The 19,313-nt window shown below is 67.9% G+C and carries 22 protein-coding genes and 1 pseudogene; 19 read left to right on the top strand and 4 right to left on the bottom strand.

The annotated features are described in order from the left end of the window. Nucleotides 1-93 precede the first annotated feature (93 nt). Both C0R46_RS17400 and C0R46_RS17405 read left to right on the top strand, forming a co-directional pair. Nucleotides 94-396 (top strand): BolA family protein, encoded by a 303-nt coding sequence (locus C0R46_RS17400; protein WP_102960934.1) that lies wholly within the window; start codon nucleotides 94-96, stop codon nucleotides 394-396. A 33-nt stretch (nucleotides 397-429) separates the two neighbouring features. Next, the gene (locus C0R46_RS17405) at nucleotides 430-1,212 is read left to right on the top strand and encodes a YoaK family protein (protein ID WP_102960935.1); all 783 of its coding nucleotides are present in this window, start codon (nucleotides 430-432) and stop codon (nucleotides 1,210-1,212) included. A gap of 16 nt (nucleotides 1,213-1,228) precedes the next feature. On the opposite strand, the gene aroB is transcribed toward C0R46_RS17405, so the two are convergent. Both aroB and C0R46_RS17415 read right to left on the bottom strand, forming a co-directional pair. Then, nucleotides 1,229-2,383, bottom strand: a complete 1,155-nt coding sequence (gene aroB / locus C0R46_RS17410) for a 3-dehydroquinate synthase (protein ID WP_102960936.1) — start codon at nucleotides 2,381-2,383, stop codon at nucleotides 1,229-1,231. After that, complete coding sequence (locus tag C0R46_RS17415) at nucleotides 2,380-2,961, bottom strand: shikimate kinase (protein WP_102960937.1); 582 nt, start codon at nucleotides 2,959-2,961, stop codon at nucleotides 2,380-2,382. Before C0R46_RS17415 ends, aroB begins: the two co-directional genes overlap by 4 nt. A 132-nt stretch (nucleotides 2,962-3,093) precedes the next feature. Between C0R46_RS17415 and C0R46_RS17420 the strand changes: the two genes are divergently transcribed. The 4 genes from C0R46_RS17420 to C0R46_RS17435 all read left to right on the top strand — a co-directional run bounded on the left by C0R46_RS17420 (nucleotide 3,094) and on the right by C0R46_RS17435 (nucleotide 6,632). Then, entirely contained in the window at nucleotides 3,094-3,267 is a 174-nt protein-coding gene (locus C0R46_RS17420) for a histidine kinase (RefSeq protein WP_102960938.1), read from the top strand. 2 nt (nucleotides 3,268-3,269) lie between these two features. Continuing rightward, nucleotides 3,270-4,223 (top strand): site-specific tyrosine recombinase XerD, encoded by a 954-nt coding sequence (locus C0R46_RS17425; RefSeq protein ID WP_280953027.1) that lies wholly within the window; start codon nucleotides 3,270-3,272, stop codon nucleotides 4,221-4,223. Between the two features lie 169 nt (nucleotides 4,224-4,392). Continuing rightward, on the top strand, nucleotides 4,393-5,346 hold the full coding sequence (locus C0R46_RS17430; RefSeq protein ID WP_102960939.1) for an acetyl-CoA carboxylase carboxyltransferase subunit alpha: 954 nt from the start codon (nucleotides 4,393-4,395) through the stop codon (nucleotides 5,344-5,346). 287 nt (nucleotides 5,347-5,633) lie between these two features. Further along, nucleotides 5,634-6,632 (top strand): L,D-transpeptidase family protein, encoded by a 999-nt coding sequence (locus tag C0R46_RS17435; protein ID WP_102960940.1) that lies wholly within the window; start codon nucleotides 5,634-5,636, stop codon nucleotides 6,630-6,632. Nucleotides 6,633-7,072: 440 nt separating this feature from the next. Here C0R46_RS17435 and secA read toward each other — a convergent pair whose 3' ends face one another. Beyond that, the gene (gene secA, locus C0R46_RS17440) at nucleotides 7,073-9,925 is read right to left on the bottom strand and encodes a preprotein translocase subunit SecA (RefSeq protein WP_102960941.1); all 2,853 of its coding nucleotides are present in this window, start codon (nucleotides 9,923-9,925) and stop codon (nucleotides 7,073-7,075) included. Nucleotides 9,926-10,233: 308 nt separating this feature from the next. Between secA and C0R46_RS17445 the strand changes: the two genes are divergently transcribed. The 6 genes from C0R46_RS17445 (at nucleotide 10,234) to C0R46_RS21160 (ending at nucleotide 14,295) form a co-directional block, all read left to right on the top strand. Then, nucleotides 10,234-11,082, top strand: a complete 849-nt coding sequence (locus tag C0R46_RS17445) for a peptidylprolyl isomerase (RefSeq protein WP_245413654.1) — start codon at nucleotides 10,234-10,236, stop codon at nucleotides 11,080-11,082. Nucleotides 11,083-11,167: 85 nt separating this feature from the next. Beyond that, on the top strand, nucleotides 11,168-12,409 hold the full coding sequence (argJ, locus tag C0R46_RS17450) for a bifunctional glutamate N-acetyltransferase/amino-acid acetyltransferase ArgJ (RefSeq protein WP_102960943.1): 1,242 nt from the start codon (nucleotides 11,168-11,170) through the stop codon (nucleotides 12,407-12,409). Next, the gene (locus C0R46_RS17455; RefSeq protein WP_245413648.1) at nucleotides 12,390-13,178 is read left to right on the top strand and encodes a GNAT family N-acetyltransferase; all 789 of its coding nucleotides are present in this window, start codon (nucleotides 12,390-12,392) and stop codon (nucleotides 13,176-13,178) included. Before argJ ends, C0R46_RS17455 begins: the two co-directional genes overlap by 20 nt. Before the next feature lie 21 nt (nucleotides 13,179-13,199). Continuing rightward, nucleotides 13,200-13,607: a (deoxy)nucleoside triphosphate pyrophosphohydrolase gene (locus tag C0R46_RS17460; protein ID WP_102960945.1), complete on the top strand. Its 408-nt coding sequence runs from the start codon at nucleotides 13,200-13,202 to the stop codon at nucleotides 13,605-13,607. A gap of 179 nt (nucleotides 13,608-13,786) precedes the next feature. Continuing rightward, nucleotides 13,787-14,101 carry a hypothetical protein gene (locus tag C0R46_RS21155; protein ID WP_245413649.1) on the top strand — a complete coding sequence of 105 codons (315 nt, stop codon included), beginning with the start codon at nucleotides 13,787-13,789 and terminating at the stop codon, nucleotides 14,099-14,101. Then, entirely contained in the window at nucleotides 14,095-14,295 is a 201-nt protein-coding gene (locus C0R46_RS21160; protein WP_342586521.1) for a Flp family type IVb pilin, read from the top strand. The genes C0R46_RS21155 and C0R46_RS21160 overlap by 7 nt, the downstream gene beginning before the upstream one ends. Nucleotides 14,296-14,340: 45 nt before the next feature. Here C0R46_RS21160 and C0R46_RS17470 read toward each other — a convergent pair whose 3' ends face one another. Further along, the gene (locus C0R46_RS17470; RefSeq protein ID WP_102960947.1) at nucleotides 14,341-15,234 is read right to left on the bottom strand and encodes a class I SAM-dependent methyltransferase; all 894 of its coding nucleotides are present in this window, start codon (nucleotides 15,232-15,234) and stop codon (nucleotides 14,341-14,343) included. Between the two features lie 137 nt (nucleotides 15,235-15,371). On the opposite strand from C0R46_RS17470, the gene C0R46_RS17475 reads away from it, so the two are divergent. The 7 genes and pseudogenes from C0R46_RS17475 to C0R46_RS17505 all read left to right on the top strand — a co-directional run. After that, nucleotides 15,372-16,121, top strand: a complete 750-nt coding sequence (locus C0R46_RS17475) for a ComF family protein (RefSeq protein ID WP_102960984.1) — start codon at nucleotides 15,372-15,374, stop codon at nucleotides 16,119-16,121. Nucleotides 16,122-16,160: 39 nt separating this feature from the next. After that, nucleotides 16,161-16,418, top strand: coding sequence for a glutaredoxin 3 (grxC, locus tag C0R46_RS17480; protein ID WP_102960985.1), 258 nt, complete (start codon nucleotides 16,161-16,163; stop codon nucleotides 16,416-16,418). Nucleotides 16,419-16,449: 31 nt separating this feature from the next. Continuing rightward, on the top strand, nucleotides 16,450-17,337 hold the full coding sequence (locus C0R46_RS17485) for a carbon-nitrogen hydrolase family protein (protein WP_102960948.1): 888 nt from the start codon (nucleotides 16,450-16,452) through the stop codon (nucleotides 17,335-17,337). Next, nucleotides 17,334-17,786, top strand: a complete 453-nt coding sequence (locus C0R46_RS17490; protein ID WP_102960949.1) for a DUF1178 family protein — start codon at nucleotides 17,334-17,336, stop codon at nucleotides 17,784-17,786. Before C0R46_RS17485 ends, C0R46_RS17490 begins: the two co-directional genes overlap by 4 nt. Nucleotides 17,787-17,813: 27 nt before the next feature. Next, nucleotides 17,814-18,101 (top strand): DUF1289 domain-containing protein, encoded by a 288-nt coding sequence (locus C0R46_RS17495; RefSeq protein WP_102960950.1) that lies wholly within the window; start codon nucleotides 17,814-17,816, stop codon nucleotides 18,099-18,101. A 44-nt stretch (nucleotides 18,102-18,145) separates the two neighbouring features. Further along, nucleotides 18,146-18,424, top strand: a complete 279-nt coding sequence (locus tag C0R46_RS17500; RefSeq protein ID WP_102960951.1) for a DUF1289 domain-containing protein — start codon at nucleotides 18,146-18,148, stop codon at nucleotides 18,422-18,424. Nucleotides 18,425-18,641: 217 nt separating this feature from the next. Then, nucleotides 18,642-19,310: pseudogene (locus C0R46_RS17505) on the top strand (HPP family protein); the annotation flags it as partial. Nucleotides 19,311-19,313: the final 3 nt, after the last annotated feature.

The following is a 19,313-nucleotide window of genomic DNA, read 5'->3' on the forward strand; positions in this document are numbered from 1 at the left end:
GCTTCGGGGGACGCAGGCGAGGGACAGGCAGCGGCTTGGTCGCAACGATCCGCACCGTGTTGAACCCGCCCATGGCAGGAGACTGTGGAGAGAATGAGCACAAAGGAGAGGATCGAGGATCGGCTGAGGACGGCGCTGGCGCCGGAGCATCTCGCGGTCATCGATGAGAGCCACCTTCACGCCGGCCATCATCACGCTGACAGTGGGCACCACGCCGCCTTCGAGGGCAGCGGCGAGACGCATTTCCGCGTCCGGGTCGTCTCCGCCGCCTTCGCCGGCCAGAGCCGGATCGAGCGGCATCGCAGCATCAACGCGCTTCTGAAGGACGAGCTTGCCTCCGGTGTGCACGCGCTGGCGATTGAGGCCAGCGCCCCGGGCGAGCCGACGCGCCGCTGAGCACGATCGCCCTGCCATGATCCAGCCTGTCGCATGAGCGTGACTGCCGTTCCGCCCGGCGCAACCGTGCCGCCGGCCCCGGACAGAGCCAGGGCCCGGGCCGCGACCGGCCTCGCCTTCGTCGCCGCCGTTTCCTTCCTCGCCGGCATGACCGATGCGATCGGCTTCCTATCGGCCGGCGACTTCGTGTCCTTCATGAGCGGCAACACGACGCGCCTCGCCGTCTCGCTCTCGCATGGCGATCCCTGGCATGCGGCGCATCTGGCGCTGATCCTGGTGCTGTTCGTCCTCGGCAACACGCTCGGCGTGCTCGTCACCCGCTCCGGCCGCTGGACGCCGCTCCTGCTCCTGATCGTCTCAGGACTCCTGTTCGGCGCCTGGCTTCCTGCCGGTGGGGGTCCGAGCCAAGCCTGGCTGCTCGGCGCCATCGTGCTGGCGATGGGCCTTCTGAATGCCGGCATCGAGCGGGTGGGCGATCTTCATATCGGCGTCACCTATGTCACCGGTGCCTTGTCGCGCGTCGGCAGGGGGCTGGGACGCTGGATCCTCGGCGACCGCCGGAACGACTGGCCGGTCAACATCGTGCCCTGGATCGGGATGATCGCCGGCGCCGTCTCCGGCGGGCTCTGCCACAGCCAGTCGGCCGGCGCGGCGCTGCTGGTCGCCGCCGGCGTCGCGGCGCTGATCGCCGTTGTGGCGATGGCGATACCGCGGCCGTGGCGGGACAGCTACCTCGCCGAGCGCGGCCCTGTCGCCGCACGCAATGGCCTGGAGCCTGGTGTTGCGACGAAGGACGCCAGGCCGGAAACCCGCTGAGCCTGAAGGGCCTTGGCTACCGCGCGACTTCCTCGGCGAGGAAGTCCCTGACCGCCGCGGGATCGACGTCATGGGCAACGAAGGCCTTGCCGATGCCGCGCGTCAGGATGAAGGTGAGGCTGCCGCGCACGACCTTCTTGTCCTGCCCGATCGAACCGAGCAGGCGATCGGCATCCATCGGATCTCCGGGAATGGCGCCGATGCGGGTCGGCAGACCGGCGGCGGCAAGATGCGCCTCGGCCCGCTCGGCATCGGCCTCTGGGCACAGGCCGAGCCGGACGGAGAAGCGGTGCGCCAGCACCGTGCCGATCGCGACCGCCTCGCCATGGACGAGGCGCGCGGCATCGTAGCGGCAGGCCGATTCGAGCGCATGGCCAAAGGTATGGCCGAGATTGAGGAGCGCGCGCTGGCCTTCCTCGCGCTCGTCCGTCGCCACCACCTCGGCCTTGGCGTTGCAGCTCTCCGCGATGGCCTCGACCCGGGCCGAGCCACCGGCGAAGACCGCTTCGCGATTCCGGTCGAGCCAGTCGAAGAAGGTCGGCCGGTCGATCAGCCCGTATTTCACCACCTCGGCATACCCGGCGGCGAATTCGCGCCGGCTCAGCGTGTCGAGCAGCGCCGTGTCGGCAATCACCAGCGAGGGCTGGCTGAAGGCGCCGATGAGGTTCTTGCCGTGGCGGCTGTTGATGCCCGTCTTGCCGCCGACGGAGGAGTCGACCTGTGCCAAGAGCGAGGTGGGTACCTGCACGAAGCGCATGCCGCGGCGGGTGATCGAGGCCGCGAAGCCCGCGAGATCGCCGATGACGCCGCCGCCCAAGGCCACGACGATATCGCCGCGCTCGAGCCGGGCGGCGAGGATTTCGTCGACGAGCCGCATCAGGTGCTCGAAACTCTTTGTCGTTTCGCCGGCCGGCAGAACGATCGGCGTCGAGTCGATGCCGGCGGCGGACAGGGCGGAGCGCAGGCGCTCCAGATGCAGGGTGCCGACCGTCTCGTCGGTGACCACTGCGGCGCGGGCGCCGGGCAGCCGCCGGGCGATCTCGTGGCCGGCCTCGTCGATCAGGCCGGGACCGATCAGGATGTCGTAGGAGCGTGTCCCCAGCGAAACCTTGATCACGCGCTCGGCGGCGGTCGCGCCCGATCGCTCGTCCTGGCGCTGCAACTGGCTCATGGGGCGCTCCTTGCCTTCAGATGCTCGTCGAGGCTGGCGATGATCTCGGCCGCGACGGATTCGCGCCGGACGTTGCGCGAGAGAACAGTGATGTCGGCTTCCCCATACACGGGATAGCGCTTCTCCATCAGGTCGCGCATCACGGCCCGTGGGTCGGGAGCCTGCAGGAGCGGGCGATGCGGGCGGCGACCGACCCGCTCCATCAGCGTGTTGAGGTCCGCCTTCAGCCAGACGGTGATGGCATGCTCGCGCAACGCCTTCCGCGTTTCCGCCGACATGAAGGCGCCGCCGCCGGTCGCCAGCACCTGCGGACCATCCGCGGCGAGGCGCGTCACCACACGCGCCTCCAGGGCCCGGAACTCCGGCTCGCCATAGGCTTCGAACAGCTCGGCGATCGTCATGCGGGCCACCGCCTCGATCTCCGCATCGGTATCGCGGAAGGGCAGGCCAAGCATCGCCGCGAGCTTGCGCCCGACGGTCGTCTTGCCGGCGCCCATCAACCCGATCAACGTCACAGAACGCTTGCCGAGGCGCTTATGGAGGATCTCCCGATCGTCCGGGAGCAATTCGCTGATCATCGGCTTTCTTGACGCAGGACTGGTAAGGAGCCGCTAACGGAGAATACATATCGCTGCCAAGGTCAAGCGGCGGTGTCCCGCCGTTTCGCACCGGCCGATCCGCGCCGCCACCAAGTTGGAGGAACCGCCGACATGCCGACGCTGATGCGCCTGCTGACGACCATCGCGGTGATCGCGGCGCTGATCTATGCGGCGATGGCCGCGCTCGTGTTCCTGGTGCAGCCCAAGCAGCGCGAGATCACCGTCGACGTGCCGCTGCGCACGCTGCAGGAGGATACCTCGACGACCGGAGGCGTGGTCCGGTGAGCCTGTCCCCCGCGGCGCGCGACAGCGCTGACATCGAGACCTTTATTGAGATGATGGCGGTGGAGCGGGGGGCCGCCGAGAACACGCTCACCGCCTATCGCCGCGACCTCGACGATGCCGCGGCCTTTCTATCGGGGGAGGGCGCCTCGCTCGGCACGGCGTCCACGGAGGAGGTGAAGGCCTATGTGGCGCACCTCTCGGCGCGCGGCTTTGCCGCCACCAGCCAGCAGCGGCGAATGTCGTCGCTCCGGCAGTTCTACAAGTTCCTGTATGCCGAAGGCCTGCGCGGCGACGATCCGACCGGGCCGATCGAGGGGGCGCGGCGCGGGCGTCCGCTGCCGAAGATCATGAGCGAGGACGAGGTCGATCGCCTCCTGGACGCGGCGGAGGCTGCAGCGGCCGACCCAACGCTCGCTCCCGGTGCGTCGCTGCGCGCCAAGCGCCTGCACGCGCTCGTCGAGCTGCTCTATGCCACGGGCCTGCGCGTCTCCGAGCTCGTGAGCCTGCCGCGCTCGGTGCTGCGCTCGCGTAACCGGGTGATCGTGGTGCGCGGCAAAGGCAACAAGGAGCGGATGGTGCCGATCGGCGAGCGGGCGCGCGATGCGCTCGACGCCTTCGGTCTGGCGATGCGCCAGAGCAACCCCGGCGCAGTCGACGAGGCCTGGCTCTTCCCCGCCCTGTCCGAAAGTGGCCACCTAACCCGCCAGGCCTTCGCCCGCGACCTGAAGAGCCTGGCCGCCCGCGCCGGCATCCCGGTCGCCCGCATCTCCCCGCACGTGCTGCGCCACGCCTTCGCGAGCCACCTTCTGCAGAACGGCGCGGATCTGAGAGCCGTGCAGGAACTGCTCGGCCACGCCGATATCTCGACGACGCAGATCTACACGCATGTCCTGGAAGAGCGGCTGATCCGCCTCGTCACCGATCATCATCCGCTGTCGGAGAACAGCGGCGGCTGAGGACAGGCCGAGGCGCTTTCTTGACAAGACAGGGCGGCATCGCCAGTTTCCGCGCAATTCCAAAGGAGGCGCCGTTTGGTGCCGCCGCCTCGCCTGTTGCCGCGCCCGGCACCGGCTCCCCAGTCCGGCGCACCCCGCCGGCGCATAGGACGGCTCAGCCGCGTCACGGATGCACAACTACCTCGACTTCGAAAAGCCCGTCGCCGACCTCGAAGGTCAGATCATCGAGCTGAAGAAGCTCGGCGGCGGCGGGGACGGGGTCGACGTCAGCGAGGAGATCCAGCGGCTGGAGAAGCGCTCCCAGGACGCGCTGATCGATCTCTACAAGAAGCTGACGCCATGGCAGAAGACGCAGGTCGCGCGCCACGCCGACCGGCCGCACTGCCTCGACTATGTCAACCGCATGATCACCGACTTCACGCCGCTCGCCGGCGACCGGTCGTTCGCGGAGGACTATGCCGTGATCAGCGGCTTTGGCCGCTTCGACGGCCAGCCGGTCGCGGTGATCGGCCAAGAGAAGGGGTCGGACACCCAGACCCGGCTGAAGCACAATTTCGGCATGGCGCGGCCGGAAGGCTACCGCAAGGCGGTGCGCATCATGGAGATGGCCGAGCGCTTCGGCATCCCGGTCCTGACGCTGGTCGATACGGCCGGCGCCTATCCCGGCATCGGCGCCGAGGAGCGCGGCCAGGCCGAGGCGATTGCCCGCTCCACCGAGACCTGCCTCAACCTCAAGGTGCCGCTCGTCGCGGTGGTGATCGGCGAGGGCGGTTCGGGTGGTGCCATCGCCATCGCCGCGGCCAACCGCGTGCTGATGCTGGAGAACGCCATCTATTCCGTCATCTCGCCGGAGGCCGGCGCCTCTATCCTGTGGCGCGACGCGACGCGGGCGCGCGATGTCGCGCAGGCGATGAAGATCACGGCGCAGGATCTGAAGGGCTTCGGGATCATCGACGAGATCGTGCCGGAACCGATGGGTGGCGCCCATCGCGATCCTGACGGGGCGATCGACGTGACCGCGGATCACGTCCGCAAGGCGTTCGCCGAACTCAGTGGTCTCGACGGTGAGGCGCTGCTGCGTGAACGGCGGCAGAAGTTCCTTGCGATCGGCCGCAATCTCTAAGACGCCGGCCGCCAGATCACTTGGCGAAAACGCCTCCTGCGGCGTGGTGCCGCGGCAACGCCTTGCGACAATACGACAATTGCTGCCGGAAAAGCCCGGCAGGCGCACTGAGCGCGTCTTGTCTGGCCTTAAAACTTTGGCAATGATCGTCGTGCAAAAAGACGTAAGGATCGGTTAAGACGCGTGCTGAAAATTGCCGCGATCGGGATCGATACGAAGCGCCGCCCGTAGGGGCACGCAACCTTGGGCAGGGGACGGCGGCAGCGCCGCACAGCAGGGGACCGGGGATGAAGGCCAGACGTCTCGTGACGGCATTCGCATTGGCGGGCGCTCTGATCGCGATCTCCGGCTGCCAGGGGGCGATGGACGATCTCGTCGCGCCCACCGGCCAGCTCTCCGACAAGCTCGTCAAGGACATCAAGGCCAAGGGCATGGGCGTCAACGCACCCATCCTGGTCCGCCTCTACAAGGAAGAGTCGGAGCTCGAGGTCTGGAAGCAGAAGACCGACGGCAGCTATGCCCTCCTGAAGACTTATCCGATCTGCGCCTGGTCCGGAAAGCTCGGGCCGAAGAAGGTCGAGGGCGACCGGCAGGCGCCGGAAGGCTTCTACGCGATCACGCCGGCGCATCTGAAGCCGAACTCGCAGTATCACCTCGCCTTCAACACCGGCTATCCCAATGCCTACGACCGCTCGCTCGGCCGTAGCGGCGCCGACCTGATGGTGCATGGCTCCTGCAACTCGTCGGGCTGCTATGCCATGGACGACAAGCAGATCCAGGAGATCTTCTCGCTGGCGCAGCTTGCGTTCGACGGCGGACAGCGCGCCTTCCAGATGCAGGCGCTGCCCTTCCGCATGACGCCGAAGAACATGGCGCGCCACCGCAACTCCGAGCATTACGCCTTCTGGAAGATGCTGAAGGAAGGCACGGACCGTTTCGAGCTGACCAAGCGTCCGCCGGCCGTGGGCGTCTGCGAGAAGCGCTATGTCTTCGACGTGAAGCTCGCGGAAGGCCAGACGCTGTCGCCGACGGAAGCCTGCCCTCAAGCGGCCGATCCGATCGAGCTCGTCGCCAAGCGCATCAAGGACGAGGCGGAGGAGCAGGAGCTGGTCGCCAAGATGTCGCCGAAGGATTTCGCGACGACATCGACCTTCACCTATAAGACCGGCATGCCGATCAGCGCGGAGGCCTATGCCGCCGAGCAGCATCGCCGCGAGGGCTTCGACCGGCTCGGCAATCGCGAGACGCCGCGCAAGGCTTCGCTGATGGAAGGCCTGCTGAAATAGACTGATCCCTCCAGCTGCAGGCGGGCCGTCCTTTGCGGCCTGACCTCTGCTCATCCGCGCCTGACATTCCATCTGTCGTGCCTGCCGAGTTTGCCGTCATCCGTGAGGCTGATCCCGAGCATCGGCCGTATCGGGCACCGCCGTCCGTGGCGCGCGGGGCTGTACGATCTGCGCCGCCGCGCAGCGCCGCCGTTGATGGCGGGGCGAGTACAGGGCTGAGGCCGCCGTCGGGAAGCTTCGGCTGAGGGTTTGCGCCTTGAGGGCTGTTGCGGAAGGGCCCTCGGCGTCGGAGCAACCGGTTCGCAGGAAGATGGGACCGGCACCAACGCCAACGAACGCCGGCCGAACAGCCTGATGACCTCACCGGTCGATCGAAACACAAAGGCCGCCGCGGCATTGCCGGGCGGCCTTCTGATTATCGGACTGGCGAAGCCGGCGCCTCAGACATAGGCACCATGGCAGTGCTTGTACTTCTTGCCCGAGCCGCAGGGGCAGGGCTCGTTGCGCCCGATCGGGCCCCACGAGTCCGGCTGGTCCGGATCGCGCTGCATGCGGTCGGCCTCGGCCGGCGTGAAGTCGGCGGTCAGGAATTCCCCGCCATGGCCGAACTCGTCCGTGCCGGTCGTGGCGTCGACATGGTGCTCGTCCATCTGCGGCAGCGAGGGCGCCTGCCGCGGCTCGTCCTCGCGCACAAGCTCGACGCGCATCAACTGCTGCGTCACGCGATCACGCATGTTGGCGAGCATCGACTGGAAGAGCTCGAAGGATTCGGACTTGTACTCGTTCAGCGGATCGCGCTGCGCATAGCCGCGGAAGCCAACGACCGAGCGCAGGTGATCGAGGTTGACGAGATGCTCGCGCCACAGGGCGTCGATCGTCTGCAGCACGACGGAGCGCTCGATATAGCGCATCACTTCCGGGCCGAAGCGTTCCGACTTCTCCTTCGCCAGCGCATCGGCGGCCGTCTTGATGCGCGTGCGGATATCGTCCTCGGCGATGCCTTCCTCGGCCGCCCATTCCGGGATCGGCAGGTCGACATTGAGGAGGTCGCGGGTCTCCTGGCGCAGCTCGGCGGTCTGCCACTGCTCGGGATAGGCGCGCTCGGGAATGTGCCGCGCGACCAGCGTGTCGATCGTCTCGTGACGCATATCCGTGACGGTTTCTTCCAGCGTCTCGGCGTCCATCAGCTCGAGCCGCTGCTCGAAGATGACGCGACGCTGGTCGTTCATCACGTCGTCGTATTTCAGGAGGTTCTTGCGGATGTCGAAGTTGCGTGCCTCGACCTTCTTCTGCGCCTTTTCCAGCGCCTTGTTGATCCAGGGGTGGACGATCGCCTCGTCCTCCTTCAGGCCCAGGCGCGTCAGCATCGTGTCCATGCGCTCGGACCCGAAGATGCGCATCAGGTCGTCCTGAAGCGAAAGGTAGAACTTCGAGCGGCCGGGGTCGCCCTGGCGGCCGGAGCGGCCGCGTAGCTGGTTGTCGATGCGCCGCGACTCGTGGCGCTCGGTGCCGATGATGTAGAGACCGCCCGGCTTCTCGACAGTGCGGCCCTTGCCGCCCTCGAGCTCCACCGTCTCACGGGCGGCGAGCACCATCTCGCGGAAGCGGTCGACCTCGGCGCGGATCCCGGCCGCCACCTTCTCCTTCTCGGCGGGATCCTCGATGCCGGCCGTCTCCAGCTCCATGCGCATCTCGGTGCTGCCGCCGAGCTTGATGTCGGTGCCGCGGCCGGCCATGTTCGTCGCGATCGTCACCGCGCCAGGCACGCCGGCTTCGGAGACGATATAGGCTTCCTGCTCGTGGAAGCGGGCGTTCAGAACAGCGAAGTGGCGGCTCGGCTTGCCGCTGCGGGCGGCGGCATAGAGCGCCTGCAGCCCCTTCGGATCGGTGAAGTCGATCTGCTTGTAGCCGTGGTTGCGCAGGAGCGCCGCCAGCGTCTCGGACTTCTCGATCGACGCCGTGCCGACCAGCACCGGCTGCAGCCGCTGGTGAGCCCGGTCGATCTCGCTGATGACGGCCTTGTACTTCTCCTCGACGGTCCGATAGACCTCGTCGTCGTCATCGACGCGCTGGACCGGCAGGTTGGTGGGGATCTCCACCACGTCGAGGCCGTAGATGTCGGCGAACTCCGCCGCTTCCGTGGAAGCCGTGCCGGTCATGCCGGCGAGCTTCTTGTACATGCGGAAGTAGTTCTGGAAGGTGACCGAGGCGAGCGTCTGGTTCTCGGGCTGGACGGTGACGTGTTCCTTCGCCTCCAGCGCCTGGTGCAGGCCCTCGGAGTAGCGCCGGCCCGGCATCATGCGGCCGGTGAACTCGTCGATGATGACGATCTCGTCGTTGCGGACGATGTAGTCCTTATCGCGCTGGAACAGCTTGTGGGCCTTCAGCGCGTTGTTGACGTGGTGAACGATCGCGACGTTCTCGATGTCATAGAGCGAGGAGCCGTTGAGGTGGCCGGCGGCCGCCAGCAGGCCCTCGAGCTTCTCCGTCCCTTCCTCGGTGAAGGTCGTCGTGCGCTGCTTCTCGTCGACCTCGTAATCGCCCTCGCCGAGCTGCGGGATGAAGCCGTCGATGGTCTGGTAGAATTCGGAGCGGTCGTCGAGCGGGCCGGAGATGATCAGCGGCGTGCGCGCCTCGTCGACCAGGATCGAGTCGACCTCATCGACGATGGCGAAGTGATGGCCGCGCTGGACCATCTGGTCCCGCTCGTACTTCATGTTGTCGCGCAGATAGTCGAAGCCGAGCTCGTTGTTGGTCGCGTAGGTCACATCGCAGTGATAGGCGGCCCGGCGCTCCTCGTCGGAGAGGCCATGTACGATGATGCCGACGGTCAGGCCGAGGAACTTGTAGATGCGGCCCATCCACTCGGCGTCACGCGAGGCCAAATAGTCGTTGACGGTGACGACGTGGACGCCCTTGCCCTCGAGGGCGTTCAGATAAACGGCGAGGGTGGCGACGAGCGTCTTGCCCTCGCCGGTGCGCATCTCGGCGATGGAGCCGGAGTTCAGCACCATGCCGCCGATCATCTGGACGTCGAAGTGGCGCATGCCGAGGACGCGCTTGCCGGCCTCGCGCACCACGGCGAAGGCCGGGACGAGCAGGTCGTCGACCGTCTTGCCGCCGGCGATCGCCGTGCGGAACTCGACCGTCTTGGCCGTCAGCGCTTCGTCGCTGAGGCTCGCCATTTCGCTCTCGAGCGCCCCGATCGCCTGGACCGTCGCCTCATAGCGGCGGATGAGACGGTCGTTGGACGACCCGAGCAACTTGCGGGCGAGTGCGCCGAAACTGACCATGAAGAGGCCCTTCCAAGGGGTGCGCGGTGTCGATGAACATCCGGCCTTGCCGGTCGCCGCGAGTGTGTCGTCGGCCCCCTGGATCACAGGGAATGCGGCTGGACTTTGAGATCGCGCGAGAGATAAGAGGGGGGCAAAGCGATGTCAACGCCGCGGGAGGGGCCCCGGAAGGTCTTGAAAAGACCGTAAACCGGGCCGTTGACGGGGATCCGACCGTCGCCGCTCTTGCCGGAAACCCCAAGGGAAACCTGTCCTTGACCCAGTTCTCCATCCGACTGCCGCTCGCCGCGAGCGCGCTCGCCCTCCTGATGCTGGGCGCGCCTGCTCATGCCGCCGACAGCGATGTCGTCGCAACGATCGGTTCCGAGAAGATCACCGAAGGCGATCTCTCGCAGGCCGGCGGTGAGCTGGAGCAGCAGTTCCAGCAGCTGCCGCCGGAGCAGCGCAAGCTCGCCATCCTCTCGGCGCTGATCGACATCAAGTCGCTCGCCCAGGAGGCCGCCAAGGCCAAGCTCGACAAGGACCCGGCGGTGCAGAGCCGTCTGGCCTTCCTGCGCGAGCGCACGCTCCACAACGCCTTCTTCGAGAAGAACGGTGTCGCAACCGTGACCGACGCCGAGCTGAAGGCCCGCTACGACAAGGAAGTCGCGGCGATGAAGCCGGTCGACGAGATCCATGCGCGCCACATCCTGGTGAAGACCAAGGAAGAGGCCGATGCGGTGATCAAGCAGCTCGAGGGCGGCGCCGACTTCGTCAAGCTGGCGAGCGAGAAGTCGAGCGGACCGTCCGGCTCGGAAGGCGGCGATCTCGGCTTCTTCGGTCCGGGCCAAATGGTGCCCGAATTCGAGAAGGCCGCCTTTGCCCTGAAGCCCGGCGAATACACCAAGACGCCGGTGCAGACGCAATTCGGCTGGCACGTCATCAAGGTGGAAGAGAAGCGCAAGGCCGAAGCGCCCGCCTTCGACACCGTGAAGGAGCAGGTCCGCCAGGTCGTCATGCGCGAGAAGTACATGCAGATCGTGCAGAAGGCGCGCGACGAGCTGAAGGTCGTCTATGTCGACCCGAAGGTGAAGGCGCAGGTCGAGTCGCTGGAGAAGCAGGCCGCCTCCGGTGCTGCCGCGGGCGCCGCCCCGGCCCCGGCGCCGGCCGGGCAGTAAGCGCCGCCGGCCCTCGCAGCCAGACCCTTCGCACCCGCCGCATCCGTCGGCGGGTGTTGTCATCCCTCCCTCTCCGGATTGTCGCATGAGCGTGCCCGTGTCGCCCTTGGCCCCCCGTTCGATGGCGACGCTGCCGCCGCTTCCCGGCCTGCGCATCGCGACCGCTGCGGCCGGCATCAAGTACAAGGGACGCACCGACGTCCTGATGATGGTCTTCGATGAAGGCACCAGCGTCGCCGGCGTCTTCACCCGCTCGAAGTGCCCGTCGGCGCCCGTCGACTTCTGCCGCGACAGCCTGAAGAGCGGCGCGGCGCGCGCGCTCGTCGTCAATTCCGGCAATGCGAACGCGTTTACCGGGCGCAAGGGCCGCGAGTCGACGAAGATGACGGCAGAGGCCGCGGCTGCGGCTGTCGGCTGCGCGACGGACGCCGTGTTCCTCGCCTCCACCGGCGTGATCGGCGAGCCCCTCGATGCGACGCGCTTCACCGGGGTCCTGGCGGGCCTTGCGGGCGAAGCGGCCGAGGATCGCTGGCAGGCGGCGGCCGAGGCCATCATGACCACCGACACATATCCGAAGGTCGCGACGCGCAGCGTCGAGATCGGCGGTGTCGAAGTCACCATCAACGGCATCGCCAAGGGCGCCGGCATGATCGCGCCGGACATGGCGACCATGCTGAGCTTCGTGGCGACGGACGCGCCGATCGCCTCGGCGGCGCTGCAGGCGCTCCTGTCGGAGACGGTTGAGCCGAGCTTCAACTCCGTCACCGTCGACAGCGACACCTCGACTTCCGACACGCTGCTGCTCTTCGCCACGGGCCGGGCCGCCGAGCGCGGCTGCCAGCCCGTCACCGAGGCCGGCGATGCGCGGCTCGGCGCCTTTCGCATGGCGCTCGGCGATCTTCTGCTCGACCTCGCGCGGCAGGTCGCCCGCGACGGCGAGGGCGCGCGCAAGGAGATCATCGTCACCGTCGAGGGCGCCGAGAGCGACCGGGCGGCCAAGCGCATCGCGCTGTCGATCGCCAACTCGCCGCTGGTGAAAACCGCCGTGGCCGGCGAGGATGCCAACTGGGGCCGCGTCGTCATGGCCGTCGGCAAGGCCGGCGAGGCGGCCGACCGCGACCGGCTGGCGATCTGGTTCGGCGATGTGCGCGTCGCCGTCGAGGGCGAGCGCGATCCCGCCTATTCGGAAGCCGCCGCCTCGGCGGTGATGCAGGAGCCTGAGGTGCGCATCCGCGTCAATCTCGGCCTCGGAAGCGGCCGCTGGACCGTTTATGGCTGCGACCTCACCAAGGAGTATGTCGCGATCAATGGCGACTACCGAAGCTGAACGGTTGCGGCGGCTCGCCGTCGTCCGCCGGCTGGAGGCGGCCGGCTTCCGCGCCTGGCCGGCCTCGTCGACCTCCTTCGACGGGACCTGGGCGGTGCGGCTCACCGCGAGCTTTCCCGCCAAGCGGCTGAACTCGGTCAACCCGCTCGACCCGTCCGACCATTCCGACATCGCCGGACGGGTGGCGCGCGCCGCTGAGCGCTTCGCCGCTTTCGGCCGGCCGCTGGTGTTCCGCCAGTCGCCTTTAGCGCCCAAACCCCTGATCGATTATCTCGACCGCGCCGGCTGGTCCTCCTTCGCCGAATCCATCGTGCTGACGGCGGATCTCTCCGCCATCGACCTGTCGGCCGCTATCGATCGCATCCCGATGCGCGACATGGCCCGCTATGTCGATGCGAGCCTGAAGGTACACGAGCGTTCGCCCGACATGCGGGCCGGTCTGATGGCCATCCTGGAGGCAATCCGGCCTGCCAAGGCCTTGTTCGTGCGGGAAAGCCCGGACGGCGCACCCGTGGCGGTGATGCTGGCAATCCACGACGAGGATCTCGCGGGTCTGCTCGACCTCGCGGTGGCGCCGTCGGCGCGCCGGCAGGGGATCGGCCAGGACCTCGTCACCACGGCGCTGCGCTACTGCGTCCACAAGGGCGCCAAGACCGGTTGGCTGCAGGTGGAAGCGGACAACGAAGCCGGCCGCGCGCTCTATCATGGACTCGGCTTCACCGAGGCCTATCGCTACATCTACCGGGCTCCGCCGGGCGTGGCGCTCTGATCCACAGTCACGAGTTCGACCATGCCAGCATCCTCGCTTCTACTCGTCGTCGCCTGCGCCCTGCTCGATGCGGACGGGCGGATCCTTCTGGCCGAGCGGCCGGCGCACAAGTCGCTCGGCGGGCTCTGGGAGTTTCCGGGCGGCAAGGTGGAGACGGGCGAGACGCCGGAGGCGGCCCTGATCCGCGAGCTGGAGGAGGAGCTCGGCGTCGTCACCAAGGTGGCGTGCCTGGCGCCGCTGACCTTCGCCAGCCACGCCTATGACAGCTTCCACCTCTTGATGCCGCTCTATGTCTGCCGCCGCTACGAGGGCATTCCGACCTCGCGCGAGGGGCAGCGGCTCGCCTGGGTGCGGCCGAACAAGCTGCGGGACTATCCGATGCCGCCGGCGGATGCGCCGCTGATCCCCTTCCTGATGGACCTTCTGTAGTCCAGGCGAGCCGGCGTGCGGCGGCGCCTCAAGCAGCTGTCAACGCTTTGCCATAGGCTCTAACCGCAGCTGAACGCCTCCCTGAGCCTTTAAGCCAATCTTCACTGCAGGCGTGCATCCTCACCCATGTTCGCGTCGGATGCCGTCGGCTTCCGGAACCGTCTACTTGGAGGATGCAGGTGGGTCGCGTAGCCGTCAGCACGAAGAAGCGCCGCTCGGCGGCACTATCGGGCGCCCGCATCGGACTGTTAAGGGCGACGCTGCTGTTCGGGTCGGTTGCGATCGCATTATCGCTCGTTGCGGTGCCGGCGATCGAACGCCGCAGCCGCGTGATGGCCTCCGCGGATCAGCCGCAGCTCGATACGATGATCACCGGCTCGGTCAGGAGCAGCGGCGCGCGGCGCCAGTATGTCGTCAGCCGCAGCGTTCTGCAGCCGGCCGGCGCAGCGCCCTGCATCACCTATGCAGGCGGGGGAAGGAGCGGGTCGTGCTGAAGCATGGACTGGACGTCTGGCAGAAGGCCGGGGAAAGCCGCTGGGCCTCGTTTCGCCGTAGTGGCAGCGGCGCGACCGTCATCGAATATGCGCTGATCGCCGGCTTGATCAGCATCGCCATCGTCGGCGGTGCGACGACGGTCGGTACCAACCTGACCTCCGTCTTCGACAGCATCGCAGGCGCCTTCAAGTAGCCGTCTCGAACCGAGTTGCGGCCGGAGATATACGGCGACCGCTCCTCACTCGAAGGAGGAGCGATCCTTCAGCGCCTCGCTCAGCGACATCTTCGCACTGCCGGGCCGCAGCGGCTTCTGCTGGCTTTCATGCGGCTTCCAGCCGGAGATGTAGACGACCTCGAAAGTTGCGCGCAGGCGCCCGTCCGGATCGCTGAAGCGCTCGGCATAGATCGCAGCGGCCCGGAAGAACAACGCCCGCGGCGGGATGCGCCGGCTGCGCTCGGCGAGCATGTTCGTCATTCCCATGGCCCTGAGATCGGCGACCAGCGCGAAGAGGCTGTCATAGCGCACCGTCAGCCGGTCCTGGTCTGTCACCGGCAAGGCAAACCCGGCTCGCTGGAGAAGGCCGCCGGCATCGCGGACGTCGACGAATGGCGCGACGCGCGGCGAGACGCCGCCGACAAGCTCGGCTTCCGCCGTGAGGAGTGAAGCCCGCAGCTCGCTCAGCGTTTCGCTGCCGAGCAGTGCCGCGAGGAAGAGCCCGTCCGGCCGCAGCGCCCGGGCGATCTGGACGAGCGTTCCCGGCGTGTCGTTGGTCAGGTGCAGCGACAGCGGTGAGACGACGAGGTCAACGCTGGACGGCGCCAGCGGCAGCGCCTCCTCGTCGGCGACGACGCTGAGCGGCCAGCCCGCGAGGAGGGCGGCCTCGCGCTCGATCCTCAGCACCGTGTCCGACTGGCCGCTGGCTGCAAGGAGTGCGGCCATTTCGCCGCTATGCCCGGCGAGGTCGACAGCGGTCCCAAAGCGCCGTTCGACGAGCGCAAGGCGGTCTGCGAGCTCGGCTGCGACCGTTTGCAGCAGGAAGCGGGCCGATGCCGTGCCCGGATCGGCGAAAGCCCGGAGCCGGCGCCTGTCGATCAAGGCCCGGTCGAAAACGAGGTGGTCGCTGCTGCTCATCTTATCCGCTGCCGCTGCTCTCGGAATGCTTGTAGCTGACGGTGGAAGGATTATCGTCAAGTTGATTTGCGTCGCTGTGTCGTCTGGCTGGACGGCTGCAGCGAGTGCCGAGCTTGGTGGGGATGGTGGAGGAAGGCATGCGGCTCCTGCGCGAAGGTCCCGGCTTTGTCGCGACATCGGTCGGGCGCTTCCTGTTTCCGCCGGTCTGTCCGGGCTGCCGCGCCGCCATCGATCAGGCGCATGCGGTCTGCGCCGGGTGCTGGAGCGGGCTGAAGTTCATCGAGCGCCCGTATTGCGAGGTGCTGGGGCTGCCCTTCGCCTATGATCTCGGCCGCGGCTTCCTGTCGGCGGAGGCGATCGCGGAGCCGCCGCCTTTTGCGCGCCTGCGCGCCGCGGTGCTCTACGAGGATCTGGCGGCTCGGCTCGTCGCTTCGCTGAAGTACAGCGATCGCACCGACCTCGTGCCGCTGATGGCGGGCTGGATGAGCAGAGCCGGTTCCGAGCTGCTCGCCGAAGCGGACGCCGTGATACCGGTGCCGTTGCACCAGCGACGCCTGTGGCGCCGTCGCTTCAACCAGTCGGCGGAGCTCGCGCGGCAGATCGCACGCGGGCGCCAGCTACCCTATCTGCCGGGCGTGCTGACGCGCACCAAGGCGACGCGCAGCCAGGTCGGCCTCGGGCGCCAGGAGCGCGAGGACAATGTGCGCGGCGCCTTCAAGGTTGCCGAGGACCGGCGGCGGCAGATCGCCGGCAAACGGATCGTTCTCGTCGACGACGTGTTCACCACCGGCGCGACGGTCGCCAGCGCGACACGGGCGCTGCGCCGATCCGGGGCAAGCGAGGTCGATGTTCTGACCTTTGCTAGGGTTGCGGCCGGAACGTCGTAAAGCCATATGCTGCAACGGATTGCCACGGATACTGCGAACATGCCGGACATCATCATCTATACGCGCCAGCTCTGCGGCTATTGCGCACGCGCCAAGCAGCTCCTGGACAGCAAGGGAGTCTCCTTTGAGGAGCGGGACGCGACGGGTGATCCCGAGCTGCGCCGGGAGATGATCCAGCGCGCCAATGGCCGCTCGACCTTCCCGCAGATCTTCATCGGCGGTACCCATATCGGCGGCTGCGACGACCTCGTCGCGCTGGATCGGGCCGGCAAGCTCGATCCGATGCTGGCCGCCTGATCGCGGCGTTCCGCCACTGGAAACGAGCACCATGACCATCTTCACCGCCGCCGTTCTGCAGATGCGCTCCGGTACAGAGCCGGAGGCAAATGTCGAGACGCTCGCCGCCATGGTCGCCGACGCGGCCGGTCGGGGGGCGACCTATCTGCAGACGCCGGAGATGACCGGCATGGTGCAGCGCGACCGGGCGGCCCTGGTGGCGCGGCTGCGGCCGGAGCACGAGGACCTAATCGTCCGGGCGGCATCGGATCTCGCCCGCCGCTACGGCGTGTTCCTTCATATCGGCTCGACTGCGATCCCGTTGGACGAGGGACGTGTCGCCAACCGCGCCTTCCTGTTCGCTCCGGATGGCGGACGGATCGCCACCTATGACAAGATCCACATGTTCGACGTCGATCTCGACAAGGGCGAGAGCTGGCGGGAGTCGCGCACCTATTGTCCGGGCGAGGCGGCGGCGCTCGCCGATCTCGCCTTCGAAGACGGTTCGGTGCGGCTCGGCTTCGCCGTCTGCTACGACATGCGCTTCCCCCAGCTCTTCCGCGAGGAGGCACTGGCGGGCGCCGAGATCCTGACCGCGCCAGCCGCCTTCACGCGGCAGACCGGCGAGGCGCATTGGCACGTCTTGCTGCGGGCGCGCGCCATCGAGAACGGCGCCTTCGTGATCGCGGCCGCGCAGGGCGGCACGCATGCGGACGGACGCGAGACCTATGGCCATTCGTTGATCGTCGATCCCTGGGGCGGCATCATCGCCGAGGTCGATGGTGACGAGCCCGGCATCGCCATCGCCCGCATCGACACGGCCGAGGTCGCGGCGGCCCGCGCCAAGATTCCCAACCTGAAGAATGCGCGGCCGTTCGATGTCGCAATGCCCGGCACAGCGGCGACGCTGCAGGCCGGCGAGGCCGAGGCCGCCGAGTGATCACTTTCGCATTGCGTTGCGAGCCCGCCGGCCACGGGTTCGACGGCTGGTTCCGCTCGTCGGCCGACTTCGAGCGCCAGCAGGATTCGCATCTGGTCGAATGCCCCGTCTGCGGCTCGCATCAGGTTGCCAAGGCGCTGATGGCGCCTGCGGTGTCTACGGCTGTCGCGACCGCCGTATCCGGCTCCGATAGGCCGCAGGTGCCGGCTTCCTATACCGCCGGCGAGGCGGCGGAGGCCTTTGCCAAGCTGCAGGCGCTCGCCCGCGAGGTGCGGCAGAAGGCGGATTATGTCGGGCCGCGCTTTGCCGAGGAGGCGCGGCGCATCCACTATGGCGAGAGCGAAGCGCGCCAGATCTATGGCGAGGCGACGCCGAGCGAGGTCGGCAAGCTTGCGGAGGAGGGGATTGCCGCTCTGCCGCTGCCGCCTCTGCCGGAGGATGCCAATTGAGCATCGCCGGCCGCGGCCGCTGAACCCATGGCCAGTGTCTGGCGCAAGGCGCCGTCGCCCTGCATCGGCGTCTGCAAGTTCCGTGATGCCGGCCATTGCGTCGGCTGCCGCATGACCAAGCCGGAAAAGAAGGCGTTCAAGCGCCTGCGCAAGAAGGAAAAGCGCAAGGCCTTCCTCATCGAGCTGGTGCAGCGGCTGGAGGCGGCCGGCCGCTACGCCTACTGGTCGCGCATGTATCGGCGCCGTTGCGAGAAGAAGGACGCCGACTGTCCGCTGGACAAGCTCGACGCCCTCAGGGCGTCCGGCAAGATCTGAACGTCTCGGGCCGCGTCGGCTCGAGGCAGGAAAGGAGAGGCGCCATGAGCGATGTCTGGGCCACCGCGCCGTCGCCCTGCGTCGACGTCTGCAAGTACAAGCGCCAGGGGCGCTGCGTCGGCTGCACCATGACCAAGGCGGAGAAGGACTCCTATCCGCGCTCCGGCTCGGGCGCGAGCAAGCGCGCCTTCTTCGAGACGCTGATCGCCCGAATGGCCGAGCACAAGAACCCGGCCTTCTGGGCGATGGCCTACCGTCGCAAATGCGAGAAGGAAGGCGTGCCGTGCCCGATCGAAGAGGCAGCGGCGGCGAGCGAAGATTGAGTTCTGCGCCGTTTCGCTCTGGCCGCAGCTGCGGAGGTAGGCCAACGCTGCCGCGAGCCTCCACCGCATGGTGTGGTGCAACGTCCCGGCTGAGCGTTCGCCCGTTGATCCTGCCGTGACCGGCCTTTAAACCGGCGCACCGCCAACGGCGATCCTGTGCTCCCGCAGGAGTCGCCGGCAAGCCGTTCCGGCACGATCCCCGATTTCGCGAGCCCCAATGCGCCGCTTCTTCGTACCCATTCTCGCCGGCGCGAGCCTGCGCGACCGGCTGATCGCCTGCCTTGGCGGTCTTGTCGGCGTCGCCATCACCAGCTTCGTCAGCCTGCTCGCGCTCGGCGGCACCCATGCGGCGGCGGCATTGCCGCTGCTGGTGGCTCCGATGGGCGCCTCGGCCGTGCTGGTCTTTGCGGTGCCGGCGAGTCCCTTGGCGCAGCCCTGGCCGGTGATCGGCGGCAATGTCATCTCGGCCCTGGTTGGAGTCCTCGCCGTGCATCTGGTGCCGGTGCCGCATCTGGCCGCCGGGCTGGCCGTGGGCGGCGCCATCCTCGCCATGTCGGTCCTGCGCTGCCTGCATCCGCCGGGCGGTGCCGCGGCGCTGACAGCGGTGATCGGTGGCCCGGCGATCCTGTCGGCCGGCTACACCTTTCCATTCGTCCCCGTGGCGGTGAATGCGGTGCTGCTGACGCTGGCGGGCCTCGCCTTCCACCGCTTCTCCGGCCACTCCTATCCGCACCGACCGGTGCCGGTCGCCGGTCACGCGGTCCCCGCACCGGTCGGCGTGCCGCATCCGGAGGACATCGACCGCGCGCTCGACGATCTCGGAGAAACTTTCGACGTGTCCCGCGAGGATCTCGAACTTCTGTTCAGGCGGGTCGAGCATCATGCCGAG

Origin of the sequence: Mangrovicella endophytica, from assembly GCF_002893625.1 — a bacterium.
Lineage (GTDB): Bacteria > Pseudomonadota > Alphaproteobacteria > Rhizobiales > Rhizobiaceae > Mangrovicella > Mangrovicella endophytica.